Annotated in this window: 22 protein-coding genes; 10 read left to right on the forward strand and 12 right to left on the reverse strand. The window is 60.7% G+C overall.

The window, feature by feature from the left end; all coding sequences use genetic code 11:
• Nucleotides 1–61 precede the first annotated feature (61 nt).
• From ACMGGK_RS15435 to ACMGGK_RS15445, 3 genes are all read right to left on the reverse strand, one after another.
• Nucleotides 62–2,596, reverse strand: a complete 2,535-nt coding sequence (locus ACMGGK_RS15435; protein ID WP_420277009.1) for an outer membrane usher protein — start codon at nucleotides 2,594–2,596, stop codon at nucleotides 62–64.
• Between the two features lie 46 nt (nucleotides 2,597–2,642).
• A complete protein-coding gene (locus ACMGGK_RS15440) occupies nucleotides 2,643–3,179 on the reverse strand; it encodes a fimbrial protein (RefSeq protein ID WP_016928382.1) in 537 nt (178 codons plus the stop codon).
• A 78-nt stretch (nucleotides 3,180–3,257) separates the two neighbouring features.
• On the reverse strand, nucleotides 3,258–3,779 hold the full coding sequence (locus tag ACMGGK_RS15445; protein ID WP_004938731.1) for a fimbrial protein: 522 nt from the start codon (nucleotides 3,777–3,779) through the stop codon (nucleotides 3,258–3,260).
• Nucleotides 3,780–4,443: 664 nt separating this feature from the next.
• On the opposite strand from ACMGGK_RS15445, the gene ACMGGK_RS15450 reads away from it, so the two are divergent.
• The 3 genes from ACMGGK_RS15450 to ACMGGK_RS15460 all read left to right on the forward strand — a co-directional run bounded on the left by ACMGGK_RS15450 (nucleotide 4,444) and on the right by ACMGGK_RS15460 (nucleotide 6,334).
• Nucleotides 4,444–4,773: a hypothetical protein gene (locus ACMGGK_RS15450; RefSeq protein WP_016928383.1), complete on the forward strand. Its 330-nt coding sequence runs from the start codon at nucleotides 4,444–4,446 to the stop codon at nucleotides 4,771–4,773.
• A 78-nt stretch (nucleotides 4,774–4,851) separates the two neighbouring features.
• Entirely contained in the window at nucleotides 4,852–5,823 is a 972-nt protein-coding gene (locus ACMGGK_RS15455; RefSeq protein WP_228009661.1) for a fimbrial protein, read from the forward strand.
• Between the two features lie 19 nt (nucleotides 5,824–5,842).
• Nucleotides 5,843–6,334, forward strand: coding sequence for a fimbrial protein (locus ACMGGK_RS15460; protein WP_228009660.1), 492 nt, complete (start codon nucleotides 5,843–5,845; stop codon nucleotides 6,332–6,334).
• Between the two features lie 102 nt (nucleotides 6,335–6,436).
• Here ACMGGK_RS15460 and ACMGGK_RS15465 read toward each other — a convergent pair whose 3' ends face one another.
• Nucleotides 6,437–7,642, reverse strand: a complete 1,206-nt coding sequence (locus ACMGGK_RS15465) for a serine hydrolase (RefSeq protein WP_420277010.1) — start codon at nucleotides 7,640–7,642, stop codon at nucleotides 6,437–6,439.
• Nucleotides 7,643–8,109: 467 nt separating this feature from the next.
• Here ACMGGK_RS15465 and ACMGGK_RS15470 point away from each other — a divergent pair, with 467 nt between their 5' ends.
• The gene (locus ACMGGK_RS15470) at nucleotides 8,110–9,477 is read left to right on the forward strand and encodes a pyridoxal-phosphate dependent enzyme (RefSeq protein ID WP_243811074.1); all 1,368 of its coding nucleotides are present in this window, start codon (nucleotides 8,110–8,112) and stop codon (nucleotides 9,475–9,477) included.
• Between the two features lie 12 nt (nucleotides 9,478–9,489).
• A complete protein-coding gene (locus tag ACMGGK_RS15475; RefSeq protein ID WP_411750715.1) occupies nucleotides 9,490–10,635 on the forward strand; it encodes a trans-sulfuration enzyme family protein in 1,146 nt (381 codons plus the stop codon).
• Nucleotides 10,636–10,694: 59 nt separating this feature from the next.
• Here ACMGGK_RS15475 and ACMGGK_RS15480 read toward each other — a convergent pair whose 3' ends face one another.
• Together ACMGGK_RS15480 and ACMGGK_RS15485 are read right to left on the reverse strand one after the other, a co-directional pair.
• Nucleotides 10,695–11,717: an isopenicillin N synthase family dioxygenase gene (locus ACMGGK_RS15480; RefSeq protein WP_033640844.1), complete on the reverse strand. Its 1,023-nt coding sequence runs from the start codon at nucleotides 11,715–11,717 to the stop codon at nucleotides 10,695–10,697.
• Nucleotides 11,662–11,898, reverse strand: a complete 237-nt coding sequence (locus tag ACMGGK_RS15485) for a hypothetical protein (protein ID WP_100225598.1) — start codon at nucleotides 11,896–11,898, stop codon at nucleotides 11,662–11,664. Before ACMGGK_RS15485 ends, ACMGGK_RS15480 begins: the two co-directional genes overlap by 56 nt.
• 107 nt (nucleotides 11,899–12,005) lie before the next feature.
• On the opposite strand from ACMGGK_RS15485, the gene ACMGGK_RS15490 reads away from it, so the two are divergent.
• Nucleotides 12,006–12,662, forward strand: a complete 657-nt coding sequence (locus ACMGGK_RS15490; RefSeq protein WP_016928389.1) for an HAD family hydrolase — start codon at nucleotides 12,006–12,008, stop codon at nucleotides 12,660–12,662.
• A gap of 89 nt (nucleotides 12,663–12,751) precedes the next feature.
• On the forward strand, nucleotides 12,752–13,372 hold the full coding sequence (locus ACMGGK_RS15495) for a glutathione S-transferase family protein (protein ID WP_033640845.1): 621 nt from the start codon (nucleotides 12,752–12,754) through the stop codon (nucleotides 13,370–13,372).
• A gap of 13 nt (nucleotides 13,373–13,385) precedes the next feature.
• Here ACMGGK_RS15495 and ACMGGK_RS15500 read toward each other — a convergent pair whose 3' ends face one another.
• The gene (locus ACMGGK_RS15500; protein WP_016928391.1) at nucleotides 13,386–14,486 is read right to left on the reverse strand and encodes a PQQ-dependent sugar dehydrogenase; all 1,101 of its coding nucleotides are present in this window, start codon (nucleotides 14,484–14,486) and stop codon (nucleotides 13,386–13,388) included.
• A 131-nt stretch (nucleotides 14,487–14,617) separates the two neighbouring features.
• Here ACMGGK_RS15500 and ACMGGK_RS15505 point away from each other — a divergent pair, with 131 nt between their 5' ends.
• Together ACMGGK_RS15505 and ACMGGK_RS15510 are read left to right on the forward strand one after the other, a co-directional pair.
• Nucleotides 14,618–15,037: a GNAT family N-acetyltransferase gene (locus tag ACMGGK_RS15505; protein ID WP_151254353.1), complete on the forward strand. Its 420-nt coding sequence runs from the start codon at nucleotides 14,618–14,620 to the stop codon at nucleotides 15,035–15,037.
• A gap of 11 nt (nucleotides 15,038–15,048) precedes the next feature.
• Nucleotides 15,049–16,032: a magnesium and cobalt transport protein CorA gene (locus tag ACMGGK_RS15510; RefSeq protein ID WP_015377262.1), complete on the forward strand. Its 984-nt coding sequence runs from the start codon at nucleotides 15,049–15,051 to the stop codon at nucleotides 16,030–16,032.
• Nucleotides 16,033–16,106: 74 nt separating this feature from the next.
• On the opposite strand, the gene ACMGGK_RS15515 is transcribed toward ACMGGK_RS15510, so the two are convergent.
• The 4 genes from ACMGGK_RS15515 to speB all read right to left on the reverse strand — a co-directional run bounded on the left by ACMGGK_RS15515 (nucleotide 16,107) and on the right by speB (nucleotide 20,755).
• Entirely contained in the window at nucleotides 16,107–16,919 is an 813-nt protein-coding gene (locus tag ACMGGK_RS15515; protein ID WP_016928394.1) for a nitrilase-related carbon-nitrogen hydrolase, read from the reverse strand.
• Nucleotides 16,916–18,343: a cytosine permease gene (locus ACMGGK_RS15520; protein WP_346402771.1), complete on the reverse strand. Its 1,428-nt coding sequence runs from the start codon at nucleotides 18,341–18,343 to the stop codon at nucleotides 16,916–16,918. The genes ACMGGK_RS15515 and ACMGGK_RS15520 overlap by 4 nt, the downstream gene beginning before the upstream one ends.
• A gap of 16 nt (nucleotides 18,344–18,359) precedes the next feature.
• The gene (locus ACMGGK_RS15525; RefSeq protein ID WP_420277011.1) at nucleotides 18,360–19,745 is read right to left on the reverse strand and encodes a sodium:solute symporter; all 1,386 of its coding nucleotides are present in this window, start codon (nucleotides 19,743–19,745) and stop codon (nucleotides 18,360–18,362) included.
• 77 nt (nucleotides 19,746–19,822) lie between these two features.
• A complete protein-coding gene (gene speB / locus ACMGGK_RS15530) occupies nucleotides 19,823–20,755 on the reverse strand; it encodes an agmatinase (protein WP_164052578.1) in 933 nt (310 codons plus the stop codon).
• A 249-nt stretch (nucleotides 20,756–21,004) separates the two neighbouring features.
• Between speB and ACMGGK_RS15535 the strand changes: the two genes are divergently transcribed.
• Nucleotides 21,005–21,928: a LysR family transcriptional regulator gene (locus ACMGGK_RS15535; RefSeq protein ID WP_420277012.1), complete on the forward strand. Its 924-nt coding sequence runs from the start codon at nucleotides 21,005–21,007 to the stop codon at nucleotides 21,926–21,928.
• On the opposite strand, the gene ACMGGK_RS15540 is transcribed toward ACMGGK_RS15535, so the two are convergent.
• Nucleotides 21,925–22,749: an SDR family oxidoreductase gene (locus tag ACMGGK_RS15540; protein WP_016928401.1), complete on the reverse strand. Its 825-nt coding sequence runs from the start codon at nucleotides 22,747–22,749 to the stop codon at nucleotides 21,925–21,927. The two genes, ACMGGK_RS15535 and ACMGGK_RS15540, sit on opposite strands and share 4 nt — an antisense overlap.
• Nucleotides 22,750–22,879: the final 130 nt, after the last annotated feature.

Here is a 22,879-nt window from a genome sequence, read left to right on the forward strand (position 1 = left end):
CCGAAGGCGGGCAATCCCGCCCCGGCGGTTTAGCGGCGGAGCGCACTCCGCCGGGTGTAAGTCAGTTGGCGTCAGCCGCCGGCTTGTTGCCGGCCAGAGGACGGCAAGGCAGCAGCAGCGTGTTCATCAGCATTTCGGCCGGCAGCGGCGCCGGCAACTGGATTTCACACTGCGCCGCGCCGTTCCAATGCACGCGCATGCGCTCGCCGGGGTTGAGGCCGGACAGGTAAACGCTGCCGCCGTCATTGATGATGCCGGTCTCCTGTTTGCGGGCATTCAGCACCGTGGCGCCGAACGGCGGCTCGCTGCCGTCCGCCAGTTTGACGATCGCCATCGCCTTCTCGCCGGCTATCACCTCAAACTTGCGGTAGCCGATGGCCCCCTCGGTCAACGTGGCCTGCACCACGGAACGCGTCGCCTCGACGTTGTCGCTCAGGCTATTGAGATCGATGCTGGCCTTATTGCGGTAGTAGCTGTTTACATCCGCCACCACCGCTTTGCCGTAACGGTTGGTCAGCACCGTACTGCCGTAGCCGCGCACCGGCACGCCGGCGACGCCTTCGGTATCCAGCAGCAAGCGCGTGCCGCCCGGCGTATTGACCCGGTGCAGCACCGCCCCTTCCACCGCCATCGTCAGGCCGCCCTGTGCGCCGATGCCGACGGCGCTGTAACGGCCGGCCTGGTAGCTGGCATTGGCGTTGATCTGCGCCATATCGCCCTGATGGCTGTAATAGCCGCTGGCCGTCGCCCCGCTGCGTGCGGCGCCGGCGCTGATCTGATAGTTGTTGTGTTCATCGACCCGGTTGTAGTAACCGACCCGGTGGGCGTTCTCTTCGCGATCGAGCGTCATGTTGTAACTGAGCGTGCCCGCGCTGCCCCAGGGCAGCGACAGCGACAGATACATCCCGTCGTCATTGCGTTCGTTATAGCGGTTGCGGTAGGCCGACAGCGACACGCTGACGCTTTTGAAATCGCCGATATCGAAGTAGCGCGATACCATCAGGTTGTAACGATCGTTCGGCGCCCGATCCCAGTAGGTTTGGTGGCTGTAGTTGAGATAGGTGCTCAACCCCAGATCGCGGAACTGTTTGTTGAAGGTGATGGTGTACATTTCCTTGCTCTTGCCGCTGCGTCCTCCTTCGTAACGCGCATCGAGGTAGTCCCCCATGCTCATGAAGTCCTCCTGGGAGAAGCGGTAGCCGGCGAAGGTGATCTGGCTGTCGTACTGGTCGAAGTTCTTCGAATAGCTCAACCGGTACGAACCGCCGGTCAGAGCGCCCTCCTGCGGCAAGCGCGCACGCGACTGCGTGGCATCGAACGACAACGCCCCCAGCGCCATCAGATCGCGCCCGATCCCCAGCGACAGCGCGTTGTAATCGCCGCCGGCGATGCCCCCGCCGTACAGCGACCAGCCGTTGCTGATGCCCCAGGAGAACTCACCGGTGCCGAACATCGGCCCGCGCAGGTGATGCCCCCATTCCGACGGCTTGCCCGTCGCCAGCTTGTAACGCACCGTACCCGGTCGCGTCAGATAAGGGATGTTGGCGGTGTTCATCTTGAACTCCTGCACGCTGCCGTCTTGCTCTTCGACGCGTACGTCCAGCTCGCCGGAAACCGCGTCGTTGATGTCCTGAATGCGGAATGGCCCCGCCGCCACCTGCGTCTCATACAGCACGCGCCCCTGTTGGCTGACCACCACCTTGGCGTTGGTTTTCGCCACGCCCGTCACTTCCGGCGCATAGCCGCGCAGGTTGGGCGGCAACATGCTGTCGTCGGATCGCAGACTGACGCCGGTAAAACGCAGGCTGTCGAAAATGTCGGAGTTCAGATAATCCTCCCCCATCGTCAGCCGCGAGCGCAGCGCCGGAATAGCCCGATAGGCGTAATAGCGGCTCCAGTCGAACTGTTTATCGGTCGACTGAGAAGAACCGGTCTGATGGTTGAGATTAGCCTGCCAATCGGCGCGTAGACGCCAGGCGCCCAGATTGGCGCCGCCGGTGCCGTTGCCGCTCAGGCTGTAACTGCTGCCGCCTTTCTGATGTTTTTGCGTTTGAGCATTGACGTTATAGTCAAACAGCAGCCCGGGAATACCGTCATCCCAGCGCGAAGGCGGATCCCAGTTTTCCGAGCTGTATTCCAGATAGGCCTGAGGAATATTGAGGTACAGCGAGGAGCTGGCAAGATCGCCGCGGGCTTCCATCCCAGCCAGGCTGGAGGCGTTAAGGCAACGGCCGCCGTGCGTCCAGTTCAACGTGCTCAACAGTTTTTCTTTCAGCCCCAGTTGGTTGACCAACTCCGGCGAAAGACAGGCTTCGCTGCCTTTAGGATCGTTCTCGGGCGCCATAAACGTCACCGGCTGTTCCGGCAGGTCGTTCTTATTGACGTGCACCACCATGGTATAAACACCCGGCATGATGTAGCCGCTGCGCGTAAACTGGCTCAGATCGATATTTTTACGATCGTTGATGTCCAAGACGTCAGTATTGAATTGAATAACGTCGGCGGCATAAACCAACGCGATCGGATTTCCCAGAGAAAGGGCGACACAGAGCCCCAAGGCCTGAAGACGAAATAACTTCCCTGCCGGTGAAAGCATAATAAAGTCCTTTCAATAACGAATTAACCGTCAGTACGAGAAAAAATCAAAAATAATCCAGCTTAAAACGCACTGTGGAAAAATACGCTCCCACCTTCAACGGCTGGTGATTCGGCATTAACGTCATGGAATAATTCAGCACTCGGCTCCCCGGTATTATTCCCTCCATCGGCAACGGCTCCCCTGGAATAACCGGCCTGCCGCGGCTGTCTTTTATCTTCAATGCGATGCCGCGCGCATCGCCCTGTACGCCAAACAAAACGCCTTCCGCCAAACCGTCAAACGTGACCTGAAAGAATTTCCAATCAGGCTTGTTTTCCGGACGTTCCAAAATGCAATTAACCAATTCAATACTGAAAGGTTTAGTCATCCCCTGGCCGTCACGAATGATCTGTCCGATAGGAAGAGTGTCCATATCGATAGTCTGATCGCGGCTGCCGGCGGCAATGGCGCAGGCAGTGTCGATAATGGCGCCGTGCATACTGACTTTGCCCCACCCCTGTGCGGCGGAAATTGCACTGCCGGGCGCAAACGCCAACGACGCCAAAAGAACGGCACCCGCTCGATTCCTTGAAAAAAACATCGCGACATTCCTTTGACACAGAGAGTCACCAGGCATGCGGCGTACCCCATGCCTGGTTGATTAAGCCTGCTGTCTCACTTACTGATAAGCCAGAGTGAAGTCGGCTACGGCGGTGAAATCGCCCGGAACGATGGCTGCGGAAGCGCCTTCACCCTGCAGGTAAGCGGCGAAGTTCAGGCTGTTGTTGCCAGTATTCAGCGTCTGTGCCGCAGTCGCCTGACCCAGTTTGATCGGCTGGCCGCCATAAGTGATTGCTACGCCGGCGCCGCTGGCGGTCCCCGCGATCCCCAACAGATCCTTGTTGGTTGACGATGCAATGCCGCTGAAGGTGGTTTTAACGGTTTTCAGCGTAGTGGTATCACACTGTTCCAGCTTGATTTCAAACGGACGCGGGTTGGATTTGCCGCCGTTTTTCAACGCCACGTTAGAAACCTGGCCCAGATCTACGGTCTGATCGATAGACTCGGGTGCAATAGAGCATGGCGCATCAATAATAGAACCCGTGAAGGTCACTTTACCGTGTCCCTGATCGGCTGCCTGTGCAAAAGAACTTGCGCCAAATGCAATCACTGCAGCCATCATGATTTTGTTAAGTTTCATAGAACCTATATTCCTTATAAGAAAAAATGCATATTCCAATCAAGAAAAAGAGCAACAGGAAATCTGCTCGCGCTTATATATGCGCAGCCCTGATTCTTTAGCATCTTGCTGGTTGGTTAACTGCCAAAACCCAAAAATACCGACAATAAACACGTCGATAACGGCAAGTCTGCAGCGGCCTGCCCATTAATGAACTCGTCATATAAAAATAAACGAAATCACAACAAGCAGAGACCAATACTTTCTAACCCGCCCTTCTTGTCTGGCGATGAATATTCTGGCAAATGCCCACCAGCAAAAAAAGTCTTTTTTTGATCAAGACGAACATTCGCAATTTATTTCCTAATTAAAGTTAATTTAGTGTTATTTTTAGGCTCATAGATCGTAAAAAATACTTTTATAGTGCAATATCCTGTTTTTCTCTGTTTCACAATTAATCAGATCGCAAAGCAGCTCTTTGTGAATATAATAAACCAAAACTTTAGGTTTCTGCGTGACACTCCCCCAGCCTGCAAACAGGTAAGAACGGAGTGGGAACCCCCTTTTTTTCAATCCTGATAAATAGATAGGATTTTTCTTGATTCGCGATTTACCTCGTTATTGGTAGGCAGTGAAACTTTGTTTTTTCTTAGGAATACAGCAATCGAAATACAGAGGAAGTGCTATGGAAGCGTTATCTCCAAAACAAAAGGAAATACGGCAATTGCAGCACGATCTGCTGCAAACATTATTCGCGCAGTCGCCCCGTCAATGTCCCGACACCGGACTGCCACCTCAGCATCTGTGGTTGTCTACCCGGCAACTGGCCAACGCCGTCAACGTCGGTGTTTACCGCGCCCGGCTACTGCTGTTGGAGCTCGTCGCCAAACAAGAAGTGCTCGTAACGGACGGCTCCATCAACAACTCGTTGAGGTGGTACCCCACTGCCCTACTGCCAGCTGGCAACAAGGAAATACCAGGAATAGATGCGCCTTATTCTCGTTTAACGGAATAACGCCGGCACAGTCAGCCTAATTAGCCCTATTTCATGGCGGCACCTAACCAAATGACACTATATAATCGGGATATTATTGTGAGAAAAACAACCATCCTATTTTTACAACACTGCCTGGCATTATCTTTCTTCGTACTCATTGGTAACGCCAATGCATTTACTTGTAAAACCTCCGACGGCGGGAGCATTGGTCAGGGTGGTTCAATGACGCCGGTCGACGTCAGGGTAAAGATAGGCCCTGAATTGTCCATCGGGAAAAATGAAATCGTCAACGTCAGCCAGGTGACCTGTAAAAACGACGTCGCCAGCTGGAAAGATATTTTACTCACCGGCAGCCCGGCGTTGTCGATGAACACCGCCATTTTCGGTACGCTTGCCAACGGCATGACAATCAACGGCACCGACTACTTATCCCCGATCCAATCAGGTATCCAGGTGATGACGATTACCGGCCTAAACAGTGCCAGCATTTCCATCAGGGTTTACATCGTGCTCAACCGTTCGCCGACGCAGGATATCAAGGTGAACAAGGGCGACGTCATCGGCCAAATCAACTTTGAACAAAAAAATGACCAGTCAGGTTGCCCAAAGTGTGGGCCTTACCGGTGGCGCCTGATCGCCGACAACGACGCCTACTTCGTCACCACCAGTTGCACTATCAACAACGGCCAGCAGATTAACGTCGACTTTGGGCAGATCCGCCAGGACTTCCTCACGCAGAGCGCCAGCGACGCCCAACTCAAACAGGACAAGGCGCTCAGCTACCGGTGTGACGATCAGAGCGCGACACAAGACATTTTGGTTCGCATGGTCAGCGATGCCAGCGGCTTCTCCAGCGATTTCATCAAGACCTCCAATCCTAATGTCGGCGTAGCCATGGTGCACAATGGCGCGGTGGTGAAACCCAACAATACGTTCAGAACGCGCATCGTCAACGGGCTGGGCAACGACACCGTCACCTTTGTGCCAGTGAAGAACAATGTGCCTTACACCAGTATCGCCACCGGTCCGATGTCAGGCTCGGCCACGCTGATCTTCAGCGCACCTTGAGACGGGAACCCAAATGAACATGATGAGGAAAACGCGCTGCGCTCTGCTGTTTACGCTGGGTGTGATCAGCGCCGCCCCCCAGGCCGCCGACCAGGGTACCAAGGTCAGTATCACCGCCACCGTGGTGGCGCCTCCGCCTTGCGTGATCAACGACGGGCGCACCATCGATATCGACTTCGGCAAGGTCGGCATCAAACGTATCGACGGTAATCGCTATATGCAACGCATCGATTACAGCATCAAGTGTGAGTTTCTGGATAACAGCCGCCAGTTGAAAATGAAGATCATGGGCAGCGCGGCGGCCTTTGACAGCAGCGTGTTGAACAGCAGCGTCAATGGGCTGGGCATCAAACTGCTGGCCAACGGCAAGGCTTTCGCCATCAATACGCCGCTGAACATCGACTACGCCAATCCGCCGACGCTTGATGCGGTGCCGGTGAAAAACAGCGCCGTCACCCTGGCGGAAGGTGACTTCTCCAGCGGAGCCACCATGCTGGTGGACTATTTTTAATAGCGCCGCTTCGGCCGGATACTGAAAATAAAAAAAGCCGCAACGTCTCCGTTGCGGCTTGGTCGAGGATGGTGCGCCCGGGGCGCTCCCACATCAGGCTATTCAGCCGAAGATCCCGCCGAACCACTGGCTCAGCTTCATCATCACCATATCCCAGATGCGGCTGAAGAAGTTGCCCTCTTTCACCTCTTGCATCGCCACCAGCGGGTGCTGCTCGATGGTCTTGCCGTCCAGCTGGAAATCGATGGTGCCGACCACCTGGTTTTTCGCCAGCGGTGCCTCCAGCGTCGGTTGGGTCAGCTTGTAGCTGGCCTTCAGGTTTTTCATCTGCCCTTTCGGAATGGTGACCGAAGCGTCTTTCGCCACGCCGAGCGGCACTTCGCTGACGTCGCCGAACCACACTTTCTGGGTGACGAACGGCTTATCGGCCTTGATCGGCGTCGCGGTTTCATAGAAGCGGAAGCCCCAGGTCAGCAGCTTTTCGCTCTCGCTAAAGCGCACGCGATCGCTCGGCGCGCCTAAAACCACCGAGATCAGACGCATCGGGCCGTCGGTGGCGGACGCCACCAGGTTGTGGCCGGCGCCGCTGGTGTAACCGGTCTTGATGCCGTCGACGTTCAGGTTGCTGCTCCACAGCAGACGGTTGCGGTTAATCTGGCGGATCTTGTTAAAGGTGAACTCTTTCTCTTTATGCAGCGCGTATTCGTCCGGCACGTCGCGGATCAGCGCCTGACTCAACAGCGCCATGTCGCGCGCGGTGCTGTACTGCCCTTCCGCATCCAGACCATGCACCGTCAGGAAGTGGGTATTCTGCAGCCCCAGAGATTTGGCGTAGTTGTTCATCAGGCCGACGAACGAATCCTGGCTGCCCGCCACGTAGTCCGCCAGCGCGATGCTGGCGTCGTTGCCAGACTGGATCACGATGCCTTTATTCAGTTCCAGCACCGGCACCTGATCGCCGGGCTTGATAAACATCAGCGAAGAACCGCGCAGCGCCGGGTTACCCGGCGCCCAGGCATCTTTGCCGACGGTGACCATGTCTTCAGGCTTGATCTTGCCGGCCTTGATCGCCTGGCCGTTCACGTAGCTGGACATGATCTTGGTCAGGCTGGCGGGATCGAGACGGGTGTCGGCATTGCCTTCGGTCAGCACCTTGCCGCTGTTGTAGTCCATCAGAATGAAGGCCTTGGCGTCTACCTGCGGCGGCGCCGGCGGCTCAGCCGCGTGCACGGCCGGGGCGGCCAGCAACAGGATGCCTACGCTGAAGGTCAGTTTTTTCAGGGAAGTGGATAAGTTTTTTTTCATCATGACGTCGCCAGAGTGTCCATTCAAAACCATTGAAATAGCGTTAACTTTCAAACATGTTCACGTTTTAAGCCAACCAGCGAGAGTGGCCCGGTGCGCGCGTGCCGGCCGCAACCCCTTGCGGCGCCCGTAGCGGGTAACACAACGCACCGAAAATGCCCTTGCTGTGAGTTTATGTGATTTATCTTATTTTTGCAGGGTTTAGCGTGAATTTTCAGCATTTTTACATAACTGTACGCAGCCCCCCGCTTATCGTTCAAAAAAGCATCGCGACGCGCATTTTTGCATCCACCCACGGCTACACGGCCAAGCATCTGCACCGCTAAACATCTGCGCATCCATACGTCTAAAAAAGATTAATATATTCCATAATGGCATATAGAACCGTTATTTGTTCTTTTTAAAGCGCTTATCCTCAGCGCTATCATCCGCACAAAGACTTTTATACCGAATAATCCTGGAGATGAGTCATGGCGATCCCCCATTCCGTCATCGAGATGATTGGCAATACCCCGATGCTGGAACTGACCCAGTTCGATACCGGCCCATGCCGGCTGTTCGTCAAGCTGGAGAACCAGAATCCCGGCGGTTCGATCAAAGACCGCGTGGCGCTGTCGATGATCGAACAGGCCGAGCGCGACGGCAAACTGCAGCCGGGCGGCACCATCATCGAAGCCACCGCCGGCAATACCGGCCTGGGGTTGGCGCTGGTGGCGGCGCTGAAAGGCTATAAGCTGCTGCTGGTGGTGCCGGACAAGATGAGCCGCGAGAAGATCTTCCACCTGCGCGCGCTGGGCGTGGAAGTGCTGCTGACCCGCTCGGACGTCGGCAAAGGGCATCCGGCTTACTATCAGGATTACGCCAAACGTCTGGCCGGGGAGATCCCCGGCGCCTTTTATATCGATCAGTTCAACAACCCGGCCAATCCGGCGGCCCATACCACCACCACCGCGCCCGAACTGTGGCGGCAAATGGAGCATGACGTGGACGCTATCGTCGTCGGTGTCGGCTCCGGCGGCACGCTGGGCGGGCTGAGTCGCTATTTCGCCGAGGTTTCGCCGCAGACGGAATTTGTGCTCGCCGACCCTGCCGGCTCTATCCTGGCGGACTATATCGACAACGGCCACATCGGCGAAGCGGGCAGCTGGCTGGTGGAAGGCATCGGCGAAGACTTCGTCCCGCCGCTCAGCGACTTTGACCAGGTCCGCAATGCTTACCGCATCGGCGACGCCGAAGCCTTCACCACCGCGCGCGAGCTGCTGCGCAAGGAAGGCGTGCTGGCGGGCTCCTCCACCGGCACCCTGCTGGCCGCCGCCCTGCGTTATTGCCGCGCGCAAACCGAACCCAAGCGGGTGGTGACCTTCGTCTGCGACAGCGGCAACAAATACCTGTCTAAAATGTATAACGACCACTGGATGCTGGAACAGGGCCTGCTGAGCAAACCGCAGCACGGCGATCTGCGCGATCTGATCGCCTACCGCCACGACGAAGGCGCCGCCGTTTCCGCCGCGCCGGACGATACGTTGGCGATCGTGCACGCCCGCATGCGGCTGTACGACATCTCTCAGCTGCCGGTGCTGGAAGGCGATCGGGTGGTCGGTCTGATCGATGAGTGGGATCTGCTTAACGCCGTCCAGGCCGACGCCGCCCACTTCAGCCTGACGGCCGGCAGCGCGATGACCAAACAGGTCCATACGCTGCAAAAGGAAGCCGGCTACGAGGAATTACAGGCCACCTTCAACCATGGCCACGTCGCGGTGGTGCTCGACGGCGAGCGCTTCCTCGGCCTGATTACCCGCACAGACGTGCTTAACGCCTGGCGCCAAAAATTACGTTAATAAGGACCCATTATGGCCAAGTTTGATACGTTGACCGTTCACGCCGGTTACACCCCGGACGCGACCGGCGCAGTGATGCCGGCGATTTACGCCACCTCCACCTACGCCCAACCGGCGCCGGGCGAACATACCGGCTATGAATATTCCCGCAGCGCCAACCCGACGCGCACCGCGCTGGAAAGCGCCATCGCCGAACTGGAAGGCGGCAGCCGCGGCTACGCCTTCGCCTCCGGTCTGGCGGCCTGCTCCACGGTGCTGGAGCTGCTCGATAAAGACAGCCACCTGATCGCGGTAGACGACCTGTACGGCGGCACCTATCGCCTGCTGGAAAAAGTGCGCAGCCGCACCGCCGGCCTGCGCGTGACTTACGTGTCGCCGGCGGATCTCGCCGGGCTGGAACAGGCGATCGAGCCGGATACCAAAATGATCTGGGTCGAAACGCCGACCAACCCGCTGCTCAAGCTGGCGGATCTGAGCGCCATCGCCGCGATCGCCAAAAAGCATCAGCTCATCAGCGTGGCGGACAACACCTTCGCCTCGCCGTATCTGCAACGTCCCCTGGAACTGGGTTTTGACGTGGTGGTGCACTCCGCCACCAAATACCTTAACGGCCACTCCGATGTGGTGGCCGGCGTCGCGGCAGTGGGGAATAACCCGGCGCTGGCGGAACAGCTCGGTTTCCTGCAAAACGCTGTCGGCGGCATTCTCGATCCGTTCAGTAGCTTCCTGACGCTGCGCGGCATTCGCACTCTGGCGCTGCGCATGCAGCGCCACAGCGACAGCGCGCTGCGCATCGCCCAGTGGCTGGAGAGCCAGCCACAGGTGGAAAACGTCTACTACCCCGGCCTGCCGAGCCATCCGCAGCATGAGCTGGCGGCGCGCCAGATGACGCGCTTCGGCGGCATGATCTCGGTACGGCTGAAAGGCGACGACGCCTATGCGCGTCGGGTCATCCAGCGTTCGCGCCTGTTCACCCTGGCGGAAAGCCTGGGCGGCGTGGAAAGCCTGATCAGCCAGCCGTTCAGCATGACGCACGCCTCCATTCCGCTGGAACAGCGCCTGGCAACCGGCATCACGCCGCAGCTGGTGCGCCTGTCGGTAGGGATTGAGGATGTGGAAGATCTGATCGCCGATCTGCAGCAGGCGCTGGCGGAATAATCGCCGCATCAGCGCACCATCAGCCCGGCCGACGCGCCGGGCTTTTTTACGCCCGGCGTTCAGACGCCGATGACGTCCTGATAAAAACGGTGCGCCACATCGGGATGGGAGCGGATGCGGCCTTTCAGGTAGTTATACCCCACGTCGCGCAGCAGCGGGTTGAGCGGATCGCTGGCCGGGCCGCGCGCCTGCGCCGCCAACTGCGGCGGCAATTGATACAGCGGCACCACCGCGTCCAGCCGTGCGCCGAGGAAGAACGCGATCGACAGCCTGTCGCGCCCCGCCGGCGGCGTTTCCACCCGGTGCACAGTGGCGCGCAGATAGCCGTTGGTCGCCAGTTCCAGCAGCTCGCCGATGTTCACCACGAAAGTGTCTTCACGCGGTTGGGCGTCGATCCACCGCCCTTCGCTCACCTCCACCTGCAGCCCTTTTTGCGCGTCCTGCAGCAGGAAGCTGAGAAACCCGGAGTCCTTGTGCGCGCCGACGCCCTGTGCGCTGCCGGTGGCGTCCCGCCCCGGATAGCGGATCAGTTTGATGTGCTCGTTGGGCTTCTCGCCGTACAAGCGATCGAACGCCTGCTCCGGCAGCGACAGCGCCAAAGCGAAAGCGCGCAGCAGCCGCAGCGACATGGCGGTCATCGCCTGTTGCCACTCCAGCAGCAGCGGTTTCAGCGCCGGCAGCGCCGCCGGCCACTGATTTGGCCCCTGCAGACGCGCCCAGCGCGGCGTGTCATCAGCCAGCGTCAGCGCCGGGCGTTCGGCGCCGATATCGAACTGTTCGCGCCAGTCAGGCTGCCCGCGCGTGAGCTCCGCCGCCGCCCGGTTGTAACCGCGAAAGTGCGGCGAATGCACCATCTGCACCGCCAGTTTGTCGGCTTCCGGCAGGGCGAAAAATTGCCGCGCGGCGTGCTGCAGTCGCGCATTCAACGCGCCGCCTACGCCGTGCCCGCGCAGATAGAAAAAACCGACGTCGCGGGCCGCCGCGCGCAAATCGTCGAGAAAGGCGCGCCGCTGGCGCGCATCGCCGTCAAGCTGCGAAAGATCCAGCAGCGGCAACGTCTTCAGCGTCGTCAGGTGCGTCATCATGCGGTTCCTCTTCTTCCCCGATCACGATCGGGCTGCCGTACAGGCGAATAATCAACATTGTCACTCCCTGGCGGGTAGCTGCATTTGCCCCATAGTTACCATCGCGCTCGCCGGGACGGCCAATATTGTTGCGTTCTAAGTTATGCAAACGTTCAACAAACTGTCGCAAAACCGTCATCAATGTTTCTTATGCTCTGCGCAATTTCGCCGACGCCGCTGGCTGGCGACGTGCGCTATCCGCTATCCTGTAAACGACCTCATACCCTGCCTGCCGGAGAAATACTGATGGATTTAGCCTTATTCGACCTGGATGAAACCCTGATTGACGATGACAGCGCCAGCCTGTGGATCCGCTGGCTGGTCGGCCAGGGCTTCGCGCCGGCGGAGCTGGAACTGCAGGAGCAGCAGCTGATGCAGCTCTATTATCAGGGCAAGCTGTCGATGGAGGACTACATGCAGGCCACGCTGGCGCCGCTGACCGGCCTGAGCGTGCAAACCGTGGCCGGCTGGGTGCAACGCTACATCCGGCGCGACATCCTGCCGCGCGTCTATCCCGCCGCCCGTGAACGCCTGCAGTGGCACCGCGAACGCGGCGACTGCATCCTGGTGATCTCCGCCACCGGCGAACACCTGGTGGCGCCGATCGCCGAACAGCTCGGCGCCGACGATGCGCTGGCGATCGGCGTGGAAATCAGCGACGGCCGCTTCACCGGCCACACCTACGGCACCATGACCTACCAACAGGGCAAGGTGATCCGCCTGCAACACTGGCTGGCGCAGCATCCGCACCTGAAGTTCGAGCACAGCCACGGCTACAGCGACTCCCTCAACGACAAGGCGATGCTGCAATTCGTCGACAGCGCCACGGTGATCAACCCCGACAGCGAGTTGAGCGCGCTGGCGGCGGAGCGCGGCTGGGAAGTGTGCCGCTGGGAGCGTTGATCGGCAGACAAAAAATGCCCTGCGGTGTGACAAAAAGCGCATTGTGGCGTAGGTATTAAGGGTCTTTAATCCGCTAACGGAGTTATCCCATGCTGACCATTTGGGGTCGTGAGAATTCGAACAACGTCAGGAAGGTGCTGTGGTGCGCCGCCGAACTGGGGCTGAGCTATACCCACATCAACGCCGGCGGCGCGTTCGGCAAGGTCAACGAAGAGAGTTACCGCGCGTTGAACCCGAACGGCCTGGTGCCGCTGCTGCAGGACGATGACTTCGTGCTGTGGGAGTCCAACACCATCGTGCGCTACCTGGCGGCGAAATTCGGCGACGCGGCGTTCTATCCGCAAGATCTGCAGGCGCGCGCCGCCGCCGAGAAATGGATGGACTGGACCACCTCGACCATCGTTCCGGCCTTCACCATCGTCTTTTGGGGCCTGATCCGCACCGCGCCGGAGCAACGCGACATGGCGAAAATCGAAGCGGCGATCGCCACGCTGGAAAAACACTTCGACGTCATTGAACAGACGCTGGCGCACCAGCCTTACCTCTCCGGCGACGCATTCGGCTTCGGCGATATCCCGCTCGGCAGCTTCGCCTACGGCTGGTTCGAGATGCCGATCGCCCGCCGCCCGCGACCGAACATGGAGCGCTGGTATCAGCAGCTGCGCGCTCGCCCGGCCTATCAGCGCGGCGTGATGAGCGAGCTCACCTGACGCGTTCGGGGCGTTACGACGCCCCGACCTTCAGCAGCTTGCCGTCCCGTTCGTCCGTCAGCAGATACAAATAGCCATCCGGCCCGCTGCGCACCTCGCGGATGCGTTCGCCGCGATCGCCCAGCAGCCGCTCTTCCGCCACCACTTTGTCACCCTCCAGCGTCAGGCGAATCAGTGCCTTTTGCGCCAGCGCGCCGATGAACAGCGAGTGACGCCAGGCGGGGAAACGCTGCCCGTCATAGAACGCCATGCCGCTGAGGCCGGGCGAGACTCGCCAATAGTGCAGCGGTTGTTCGGTGCCGGGCACCCGTTCTCCTTTGGCCTCCGGGATCGGCTGGCCGGAATAGTTGATGCCGTAGGTGGCCAGCGGCCAGCCGTAGTTTTTACCCGGCAGCGGGATATTGAGCTCATCGCCGCCGCGCGGGCCGTGCTCGTGTTCCCAGATCGCGCCGCTCCACGGGTTCAACGCCAGCCCTTGCGGATTGCGGTGGCCGTAAGACCAGACCTCCGGGCGTTTACCTGCCTGGCCGACCCAGGGATTATCCGGTGGTATCGCGCCCTCGGCGGTCAGCCGCACCAGCTTGCCCTGCAGCTTGTCGGTCTCCTGCGCCGTCGGCCGCTGGTTGTTTTCGCCCAGCGCGATAAACAGGTAGCCCTGCCGATCGAACGCCAGCTTGCCGCCAAAGTGATTGCCGACCGACAGCTTGGGCTGCTGACGGAAGATCACCTTAAAGTTTTCCAGCCGCGCGCCGTCGTCACTCAGGCGGCCATAGCCGACCGCCGTGCCGGCTTTGCCGCCCTCGCCCGATTCGGCGAAGCTCAGGTACACCCGGCGGCTGGCGGCGAAGTCGGGCGCCGGCAACACCTCCAGCAGGCCGCCCTGTCCTTCGGCGTAGACCTGCGGCACGCCGGCGATCGGCGGCGACAGGCCTTTGCCTTGCTGCCACAGCCGCAACCGGCCGGGCCGTTCGGTGATAAGCAGGCCTTGTTCCGCCGGCAAAAAGGCCAGCGACCACGGGTGTTCCAGGCCGTCCTGCAATTGGCTGACCGTCGGCGCGGCGTGCAGCAGGCCGCTGCACAGCAGCAAACCGGCCAGCAGAGTCAATCGGGGCATGGCGTCCTCCTGAAGATGAAATGACCCGTTTAGTGTAGTCCAGCCCATCGGAATGGGTGTTTACATTACATTTCAACGGGTTGCCTTTTAGCCGCAGTGTGCTTAAGTTAATCCATAACCCAGGAGGAAAAATGGACATTACCGTTACCGACGCGATTGACGAACATACCCTCGATGCGATCAGGCAAGGCCTGCGCGCTTACAACCTGCCGCATATCGACGCCAGCCACCGCAAGCCGCTCAGCGTCTATGCGCGCGACGAGTCCGGCACGGTGATCGGCGGGCTGACCGCCGAAACCTGGGGCAACTGGCTGAGCGTCGAGTGGCTGTGGGTGGCGGATACCCAGCGCGGCAGCGGCCTCGGCGGCCGGCTGATGCGCGCCGCCGAGCACGAGGCGCAGGCGCGCGGCTGCCGCTACGCCCGTCTCGACACCTTCAGCTTCCAGGCGCGACCGTTCTACGAAAAGCTCGGCTATCAGCTGCAAATGACGCTGAAAGAGTATCCGGTGGAACACGAGTGCTATTTTCTTACCAAAACCCTGACTGATTGATGGATGGACAGATGGACAGCAAAAGCATGGTGGTGAACTGTGTGGCGTACAAAGCCGGCCAACGGCTGGGCGAAGTGACCATCGACGATATCAGCGAGGTGGTCAAACAGCCGGACACCTTCGTCTGGCTGGGGTTGCGGCAGCCGGAGCCGGCGTTTATGCGCAAGGTGCAGGAGGAGTTCGGCCTGCACGATTTGGCGATCGAAGACGCGCTGTGCGCGCACCAGCGGCCGAAGCTGGAGACCTACGGCGACTCGCTGTTCATCGTGGTGAAAACCGCGCAGTGGGGCGAGCACGACGAAATCGAATACGGCGAAACCCACTTCTTCGTCGGCAAAAACTTTCTGGTGACGGTGCGCCACGGCGCCTCGCCCAGTTACGCGCCGATCCGCGCCAAAGCGGAAGAGAACCACAAGCAGATGTGCCGCGGGCCGGGCTTCGCCCTCTATTCGGTGTTGGACTTCGTGGTGGATAACTACCGCAGCGTGGTGACGCGCTTCGAGAGCACCATCGAGAACATCGAAGCCAACATGTTCCAGTCGGAGTTCGATCAGGCGGCGATCGAGAACGTCTATACCCTGCGCCGCCACCTGCTGGCGCTGCGCAACGCCGCGCTGCCGATGGATGAAATCTGCAACCAGCTGATTCGCCTGCACGAAGAGGTGATCCCGAAAGAGCTGCGCGCCTACGTGCGCGACGTGCAGGATCACGCGCATCAGGTGGTCAGCAACATCGACGACATGCGCGAAATGCTGACCAACGCCATGCACGTCAACCTGGCGCTGGTGACGGTCAAACAAAACGAAGTGGTGAAACGGCTGGCGGGTTGGGGGGCGATTTTGGCTATCCCGACGGTGATCTTCAGCCTGTACGGCATGAACTTCGCCGACATGCCGGAGTTGAAATTCCCGTGGGCCTATCACGCCACGCTGGGGGCGACCGCCGTCGGCTGTATTTTCCTGTATCAGAAGTTGAAGAAGTCAGGCTGGCTGTAAGCGCCAAAACGGCGGATTTTCCCGCCGGAGAAACGATCGGCGGGGCAGCCGGATCCGCCGACCGCCCCGCCGCTTCAATACAGCATCGGCCGCCGATCGCGATGCACGTGATTGTGGCGGCCGATGTGTTTGTCATCGGCCGCGCCGATATCCATCGATGCCAGCACCATGCCTTCGCCTGTCAGGCTCTGCGTCAACGGATAGCCATCGGCGTCGACGATCACCGATCCGCCGATCCACGCAACGCCGCGTTCCGTTTCGCAACGATCGCACACCGCGATGAACAGCCGATTGACGGCGGCGTTGGCCTGCGCCTTCACCATCTCCGCCGGCCGTTCTCCCTGCGGGCGCGGCGCCAGCGGCCAGTTGACCGGTGCGCACAGCAGCTGAGCGCCGGCCAGCGCCGGCAGACGCACCCATTCGGGGAATTCAAGATCGTAGCAGATCATCACCGCCAACCGGCCAAAGCGCGTCTCGACGACCGGCGGCGGCCGATCGCCGGGGGTAAAGATCGTGCTCTCCTCATGCCACAGGTGGGCCTTGCGGTAAATCGCCCTCACGCCCTGCGCATCGATCAACGCCGCGCTGTTGGCCACCCCGCCATCGGGCAGCCGCTCGCAGAAACCGGCGACGATCGCCACATCCAACTCGCGCGCCAGGGTCCCCCACAGGCTGAGGCTAGGCCCGTCCTCGGCTTCGGCCAACGCCAGCGCCTCCGCCTTATCGCGCAGCACGTAGCCGCTGTTCACCAACTCCGGCAACACGATGACGTTGGCGCCGCGCTGCGCCGCCCGGCGGATAGCCTGGGCGGACAGCGCCCGATTGTGATCCGCTTCCCCTACCCGCAACGCTAACTGGCAGCATGCGACGCTAATTTTTTCCTTCACTCCTGTTCTCCTTCCAATAACCCCTCGCAGCGCAACGCCACCCGCCGTTCGGCTTCGAGATCGAGCTTCCGGCACATTACGACATAAACGCTCCCGGCCACCAGCAGGCCGATCAGAAAAGCGATATCCGCGCCGCCCAGTAAAACAGCAAAGGGGCCAGTGTAAAAGCCCAACGTCATGAACGGCACCATCGCCAGCAGGCCGATCGCGTAGGCCGTCAGACCGGAGCCGCCCCATCGGCCGTAGATCCCCGCCGGGTTGAAGATTTCACCAATCGCGTAATGCCCGCCGCGCACCACGTAAAAGTCCATCAGGTTCACCGCCGTCCAGGGCACCAAGAAATACAGCATCAGCAGCACGAAGGTATTGAAGCTGGCGAGATAGCTCGCCGGGATGGCCAACGCCACCGCAAACACCGTCAGAGCGACGACGCCAATGCCGGTCATGCGTAATTTCAACGTCGGCGTCACTTTACGGAACGCGTCAATCGCGCTGAGGCTGGTCAGCATCGCGCCATAACAGTTGACCGCCATGATACCGACCAGCGAGGGCACGGCGATCAGCACGGCCAACGTGCCAAACCCAGGATAGACGGCATTCCCCACCGCCTGTACGCTGCCGATCGCATCGGGGGCCGGTAAGGCTGAGGCCAGAAACGCCCCCAGCGACATCAGCCAAAGCGCCGATCCGGCCGCCCCCAGATAAGTCCAAAAGATCACGTTGGCAGACGGCGTTTCATGCGGCAAATAGCGCGAATAGTCGGAGACGTACACCGCGTAGCTGATTTGATAGCCGGCGGCGGCCGACAGCTGAATCAAAAAGGCCGCCCACGAGAAATGCCCGGCGCCGACAACGGCGTCCATCCGCAGCGACAGCACGGCACCGACCGTCAGCACGCCGAACACCGCCATCATCACATAGGTCAGCCAGCGCTGCACCGCATGCAGCATATCGTGGCCGACGATCGCCAACAGCACGGCCACCGCGATCAGCAACGCATACCAAGGCAGACGGTGCCCCGGCAACACCGTGTTGATCGCATCGGTCGCGAGAATAACGTTGAACACGTTGAAACCGATGTAAACAAAAACCACGGCGGCAAAGGGAACGATGGCGCCACGCAGGCCGAATTGGGCCCGCGACTGGATCATCTGTGGCAGCCCCATGCGCGGCCCCTGATTGGCATGACACGCCATGAAGAACGTGCCGAACCCCACGCCGACGGCAAGGGCCAGCATCGAATAAAGCGCGCCCAACCCCAACGCCGGGCCGGTGAAACCGACCACCATCGTCGTCAAAACGAAATTACCGGTGAACCAAAACGGCGCCTGATGCCAAACCTTGCCATGCCGCTCGTGACGGGGCACATAGTCTATCGAGCGCACTTCAATTTTTGGGCGTGGCGCCACATTGCGATTGTTCATGTCCCACCTCGTCTTTTCAACGCTCGGTTTGCGGCTGCAGCTGCGCTGCCGGGCGGCTCAGCAGGCTGCCCAGCACGAAGGCGACGCCGCCGCCCAGCAGACCGCCGTAGATCGGGCTGTTGGCGTCGATGCCGTGCCAGATCATCAGCCCCACCACGCACAGGCTGCCGGTCAGCATGCTGGCGATGGCGCCGGCGCTGGTGGCGCGCGGCCAGAAGATAGCCCCTACCAACGGGATCAGCATGCCGCCCACCAACAGGTTGTAAGCCAGCGTCAGCGCCGCCAACACGTCGCGCACCACAAACGCCAGCCCCAGCATGACCGCGCCCATGAAAAGCGTGGTGAAGCGCCCGGCGGCCAGCCCGCCGGAAGGTTTACGGCGGATGGCCGGCAGCACGTCCTCCAGCGCGATGGTCGAAGACGCCAACAGGCAGGCGCTGGCAGTGGACATCAGCGCCGCCAAGGCCGCGGCGGCCACCAGCCCGCTGACGCCAACCGGCAACACCGCTTGCGCGATGGCGGCGAAGGCGCCGTCGGTGTTGCTGAGCGACGGCAGCACGATCTTGCCGGCCATGCCGATCAGCGCGCCGGTCACGCCGTACAGCACGCAATAGACGCCCGCCCCCAGCCCGGCGAAGCGCGCCACATTGGCGCTACGGGCGGTGAACACCCGCTGCCAGATGTCCTGGCCGATCAGAATGCCGAAGAAGTAAATCAGGAAGAACACCAGAATGGTGTCCAGCCCGATCGACGACAGATGGTAGTAACCGGCGGGCAGCAGGCTGGTGAACGCCTCCCAGCCGCCGGCCTTGACGATGCTCATCGGCATCAGCACCAGCATCATGCCGACGGTCATGATGATGAACTGAATGATGTCGGTCAGCGTCAGCGACCACATGCCGCCCAGCGTCGAATACAGCACTACCAGCCCGCCGCCGAGCAGGATGGATGCGCTGAACGACAGGCCGAACATCACCTGCATCACGCTGCCGATGGCGATGATCGAGGTCACCGCCACCATCAGGTCATACGCCAGCATGATCGCGCCGCTGGTGACCCGCGCCGCCGGGTGATAGCGCCGCGACAGCACCTGGCTGACGGTATACAGCTTCAGCTTGAGCAGCGGCTTGGCCAGCACCAGGCTCAGTACCACGATGCCCATCCCCAACGCGCCGCACAGCCAGACGCCGGAGATACCGTAGGTGTAACCGAGTTTGACGCTGCCGATGGTCGACGCGCCGCCGAGCACCACCGCCGACAGCGTGCCCAGATACAGCCCCGGCCCCAGGTTGCGCCCGGCCACCAGATACGCCTCTTTGGAGTTGGCGCGGCGAATGCCCATCCACCCCACCGCTCCTATCACCAGAAAGTAAAACACCACGACCAGCAGATCGAGATTCATGGGTACCTCCACTCCGTAGTTATTGTTATCAGGGGCCCCGACGCAACCGCTCCGCCGGTAGAGTCAGTGCGCCGGCCTCAACGGGCCGGCAGCACGCACAACATTTCAAACAGCAGGTTGGCGGCCAGCAGCGCGGTGTTGCCGGAGCGATCGTAAGGCGGCGACACTTCCACCACGTCGCCGCCGACCAGGTTCAACCCACGGCAGCCGCGCACGATCTCCAGACCTTGCCAAACCGACAGCCCGCCGACCTCCGGCGTGCCGGTGCCCGGCGCGAAGGCCGGATCCAGCCCGTCGATATCGAAACTGAGATAAATCGGCGCTTCGCCCATCTGCTCGCGGATCTCCGCCATCAGCGGCGTCAGCGACCGGTGCCAGCAGGCCTCTGCCGGCACCACGCGGAAGCCCTGGCGGCGTGACCAGTCGAAGTCGTCCGCCGCATAGCCACTGCCGCGCAGGCCAATCTGCACCACCTTTTCCGGCGCCAGCAGCCCCTCCTCAAACGCGCGGCGGAAAGTGGTGCCGTGCGCCAGTTGTTCGCCGAACATCTCCTCGTTGGTATCGGAATGCGCATCGACGTGGATCAGCCCGACCGGACCATGACGACGGGCAATGGCGCGCAGCACCGGCAGCGTCAGGGTGTGATCGCCGCCGAGCGTCAACGGCGTGCAACCGTGCGCCAGGATCTCGTGGTAAGCCGCCTCGATGCGCCGTACGCTGTCCGCCAGGCTGTAGGGGTTGATGGCGACATCCCCCAGATCGGCCACCTGCAGCCGTTCGAACGGCGCAGAGCCGGTGCCCATGTTGTAGGGGCGGATCATCACCGATTCCTGGCGGATCTGGCGCGGGCCATAGCGAGTGCCGCTGCGGTTGGAGGTGCCGATATCGAGTGGAACGCCGACGAAGGCGGCGTCCAGACCGCGCGCCTGTTCGGCCGCGGGCAGGCGCATCATGGTGGGGAGGCCGGCAAAGCGCGGCATATCGTTACCGCTTTGGGGTTGGTTCAGCATGGCGTTTCCTTGTCTTTACCTGCGATGGATTGAAACATTTGAGCAACATTCGCAGGCTACCCCGTTGGCCACCTCGGCTACCATTCCCGCTTTTGCATGTAAACATCGAAAAACGCGATGCAACTAACTTATTGAAGTATTGATTTTTATTTAAAATTCATGCCATAAGGAAGGCCATATCTTCAGCGCCGCACCTATTTCTTCGATGTTAAAAATGGGTTAACCGGCCGACGTTCTGCGGAGGGGGCGATGCTCACCAACCTAAGCGATATCGATCTGAAACTGCTGCGGGTGTTCGTCGCAGTGGCGGAAGCCCAGGGCGTCAGCGCCGCGCAGGAAGCGCTGCTGATGAACCAATCCACCATCAGCCCCCATCTGGCCTCGTTGGAAACCCGGCTGGGTTTTCGCCTGTGTCAGCGCGGGCGCTCCGGCTTCCGGCTGACGCCCAAGGGCGAACGCATGCTGATCGCCTGCCGCTCGCTGTTCAACGCCGCCCGCGACTTCACCCGGGTCAGCCAGTCGCTGAACGGCCTGCTGACCGGCGATCTGCAAATCGGTCTGGTGGATAACCTGGTTTCGCTGCCGGGCAATCCGTTCAGCCAGGCCATCAAACACTTCCAGCGCCGACATCAGGACGTGCAATTGCAGTGCCGCATCTGTTCGCCGAACGAGATTGAGCAAGGGCTGCTGCACCGGCAGCTCGATCTGGGCATCGGCTACTTCGGCCAACAGCTGGAAGCGTTGCGTTATCAGCCGTGGCTGGAGGAGACGCAGGCGATCTATTGCAGTGAGGATCACCCGCTGTTCGCGGTGGAAGAACCGGAGCGCGAGCAGATTGAAAACGCGCGCTGGGTCAAGCGCGGCTACCTGCTGGCGCAGCAGCTGTGCCCGATCGCGCCGCCGCATCTGGCGGCGGTGGCTCACCATATGGAAAGCGTCGCCCATCTGGTGCTGAGCGGCACCTGTCTTGGCTATCTGCCCACCCACTACGCGGCGCGCTGGGTGGAACAGGGGCTGCTGCGGCAGTTGGGCGGCGCGGCGCTCTCTTACCGCGCCACGCTCAGCCTGGTCAGCCGCCCCGTCCAGCCCGACGAGGCGTTGAACGCGCTGCTGGAGGATTTGGTGCGCGCTGGCGAAAAAAACCCCGCATTTGCGGGGCATGATGACGTTTAGCTGACCGGCATGCGCGCCGGATCGGGATGCTGGTACTCGAAACCCAGCTCGTTGCAGATGCGGTTGCCATCCACCAGTCGCTCATCCTGCTCCGCCTCGTCGGCGAACTGCGGCGGCTCCAGGTGCAACTGCTCGGCCAGCGCCGGATAAAATTCGCGTTTGGCCGGATGACGCGGCGCGCACAGGTTGTACACGTGGCCCCCCTTCGGCAGCTTCAGCAACAGTTGGATGGCGGCGATGACGTCGTCCTGGTGCACCAGATTTACCCCCTGCGAACCGCCCTTCACGTCGAGTTTTCCCGCCAGGAAGCGGCCGGGGTGACGATCGGCGCCCACCAGCCCCGCCAGGCGCAGAATGTCCACCGAGGTATTCGGCAATTCATGCAACCAACGTTCGAGCTCGGCCAACACCCGGCCCGACGGCGAGACCGGCCGCAGCGGCGACTCTTCGCGCAGCGTGCCGGCAGTTTCGCCGTACACCGAGGTGGAACTGGTGAAGATCACCCGCGGCACGCCAAAGGCCATCGCGCTGTCCACCAGCATGCGCACCGCATTGAAATAGTTTTCGCTGCCTTCGACGGTGCGGCGAGCGGGCAGTGTCACCACCAGCGCATCCACACGCAGCAGCGATTCCAGATCGTCCGGATCGCACACCAGCTCCGGCGTCAGCTCCAGTTGGTAACATTCGATGCCGCTCATGCGCGCGGCCTCGACGCCGTCCGGCGTGGTTTTGCTGCCGACCACGTCATACCCGCGCCCCATCAGCGACAGCGCCAACGGCATGCCCAGCCAACCCAAACCAATAATGGCTACCTTTTTCATCCTCTTCCTCTCCTGAAGATCGCAGCGCCCTACCCCTAAGGCTACGCCACTGCGCACGGCGATACAATCTGCCCGGCTTAAGGTCAGGTAAAGCCGTCTGTGGCTAATAACCTAACCTGTTTCAATAAAT

The sequence above is a fragment of the Serratia sp. BNK-33-b genome, assembly GCF_048684565.1.
Taxonomy (GTDB): domain Bacteria; phylum Pseudomonadota; class Gammaproteobacteria; order Enterobacterales; family Enterobacteriaceae; genus Serratia; species Serratia marcescens.

Excerpts from the sequence above, each read along its gene's own strand:
- ACMGGK_RS15445 (WP_004938731.1), bottom strand. The coding sequence starts at position 3,779 with ATGAAACTTAACAAAATCATGATGGCTGCAGTGATTGCATTTGGCGCA.
- ACMGGK_RS15460 (WP_228009660.1), top strand. The coding sequence starts at position 5,843 with ATGATGAGGAAAACGCGCTGCGCTCTGCTGTTTACGCTGGGTGTGATC.
- ACMGGK_RS15490 (WP_016928389.1), top strand. The coding sequence starts at position 12,006 with ATGGATTTAGCCTTATTCGACCTGGATGAAACCCTGATTGACGATGAC.
- ACMGGK_RS15525 (WP_420277011.1), bottom strand. The coding sequence starts at position 19,745 with ATGAATCTCGATCTGCTGGTCGTGGTGTTTTACTTTCTGGTGATAGGA.
- ACMGGK_RS15475 (WP_411750715.1), top strand. The coding sequence starts at position 9,490 with ATGGCCAAGTTTGATACGTTGACCGTTCACGCCGGTTACACCCCGGAC.
- ACMGGK_RS15505 (WP_151254353.1), top strand. The coding sequence starts at position 14,618 with ATGGACATTACCGTTACCGACGCGATTGACGAACATACCCTCGATGCG.
- ACMGGK_RS15495 (WP_033640845.1), top strand. The coding sequence starts at position 12,752 with ATGCTGACCATTTGGGGTCGTGAGAATTCGAACAACGTCAGGAAGGTG.
- speB (WP_164052578.1), bottom strand. The coding sequence starts at position 20,755 with ATGCTGAACCAACCCCAAAGCGGTAACGATATGCCGCGCTTTGCCGGC.
- ACMGGK_RS15470 (WP_243811074.1), top strand. The coding sequence starts at position 8,110 with ATGGCGATCCCCCATTCCGTCATCGAGATGATTGGCAATACCCCGATG.
- ACMGGK_RS15435 (WP_420277009.1), bottom strand. The coding sequence starts at position 2,596 with ATGCTTTCACCGGCAGGGAAGTTATTTCGTCTTCAGGCCTTGGGGCTC.
- ACMGGK_RS15540 (WP_016928401.1), bottom strand. The coding sequence starts at position 22,749 with ATGAAAAAGGTAGCCATTATTGGTTTGGGTTGGCTGGGCATGCCGTTG.
- ACMGGK_RS15510 (WP_015377262.1), top strand. The coding sequence starts at position 15,049 with ATGGACAGCAAAAGCATGGTGGTGAACTGTGTGGCGTACAAAGCCGGC.
- ACMGGK_RS15535 (WP_420277012.1), top strand. The coding sequence starts at position 21,005 with ATGCTCACCAACCTAAGCGATATCGATCTGAAACTGCTGCGGGTGTTC.
- ACMGGK_RS15450 (WP_016928383.1), top strand. The coding sequence starts at position 4,444 with ATGGAAGCGTTATCTCCAAAACAAAAGGAAATACGGCAATTGCAGCAC.
- ACMGGK_RS15480 (WP_033640844.1), bottom strand. The coding sequence starts at position 11,717 with ATGACGCACCTGACGACGCTGAAGACGTTGCCGCTGCTGGATCTTTCG.
- ACMGGK_RS15465 (WP_420277010.1), bottom strand. The coding sequence starts at position 7,642 with ATGATGAAAAAAAACTTATCCACTTCCCTGAAAAAACTGACCTTCAGC.
- ACMGGK_RS15500 (WP_016928391.1), bottom strand. The coding sequence starts at position 14,486 with ATGCCCCGATTGACTCTGCTGGCCGGTTTGCTGCTGTGCAGCGGCCTG.
- ACMGGK_RS15440 (WP_016928382.1), bottom strand. The coding sequence starts at position 3,179 with ATGTTTTTTTCAAGGAATCGAGCGGGTGCCGTTCTTTTGGCGTCGTTG.
- ACMGGK_RS15485 (WP_100225598.1), bottom strand. The coding sequence starts at position 11,898 with ATGACGGTTTTGCGACAGTTTGTTGAACGTTTGCATAACTTAGAACGC.
- ACMGGK_RS15520 (WP_346402771.1), bottom strand. The coding sequence starts at position 18,343 with ATGAACAATCGCAATGTGGCGCCACGCCCAAAAATTGAAGTGCGCTCG.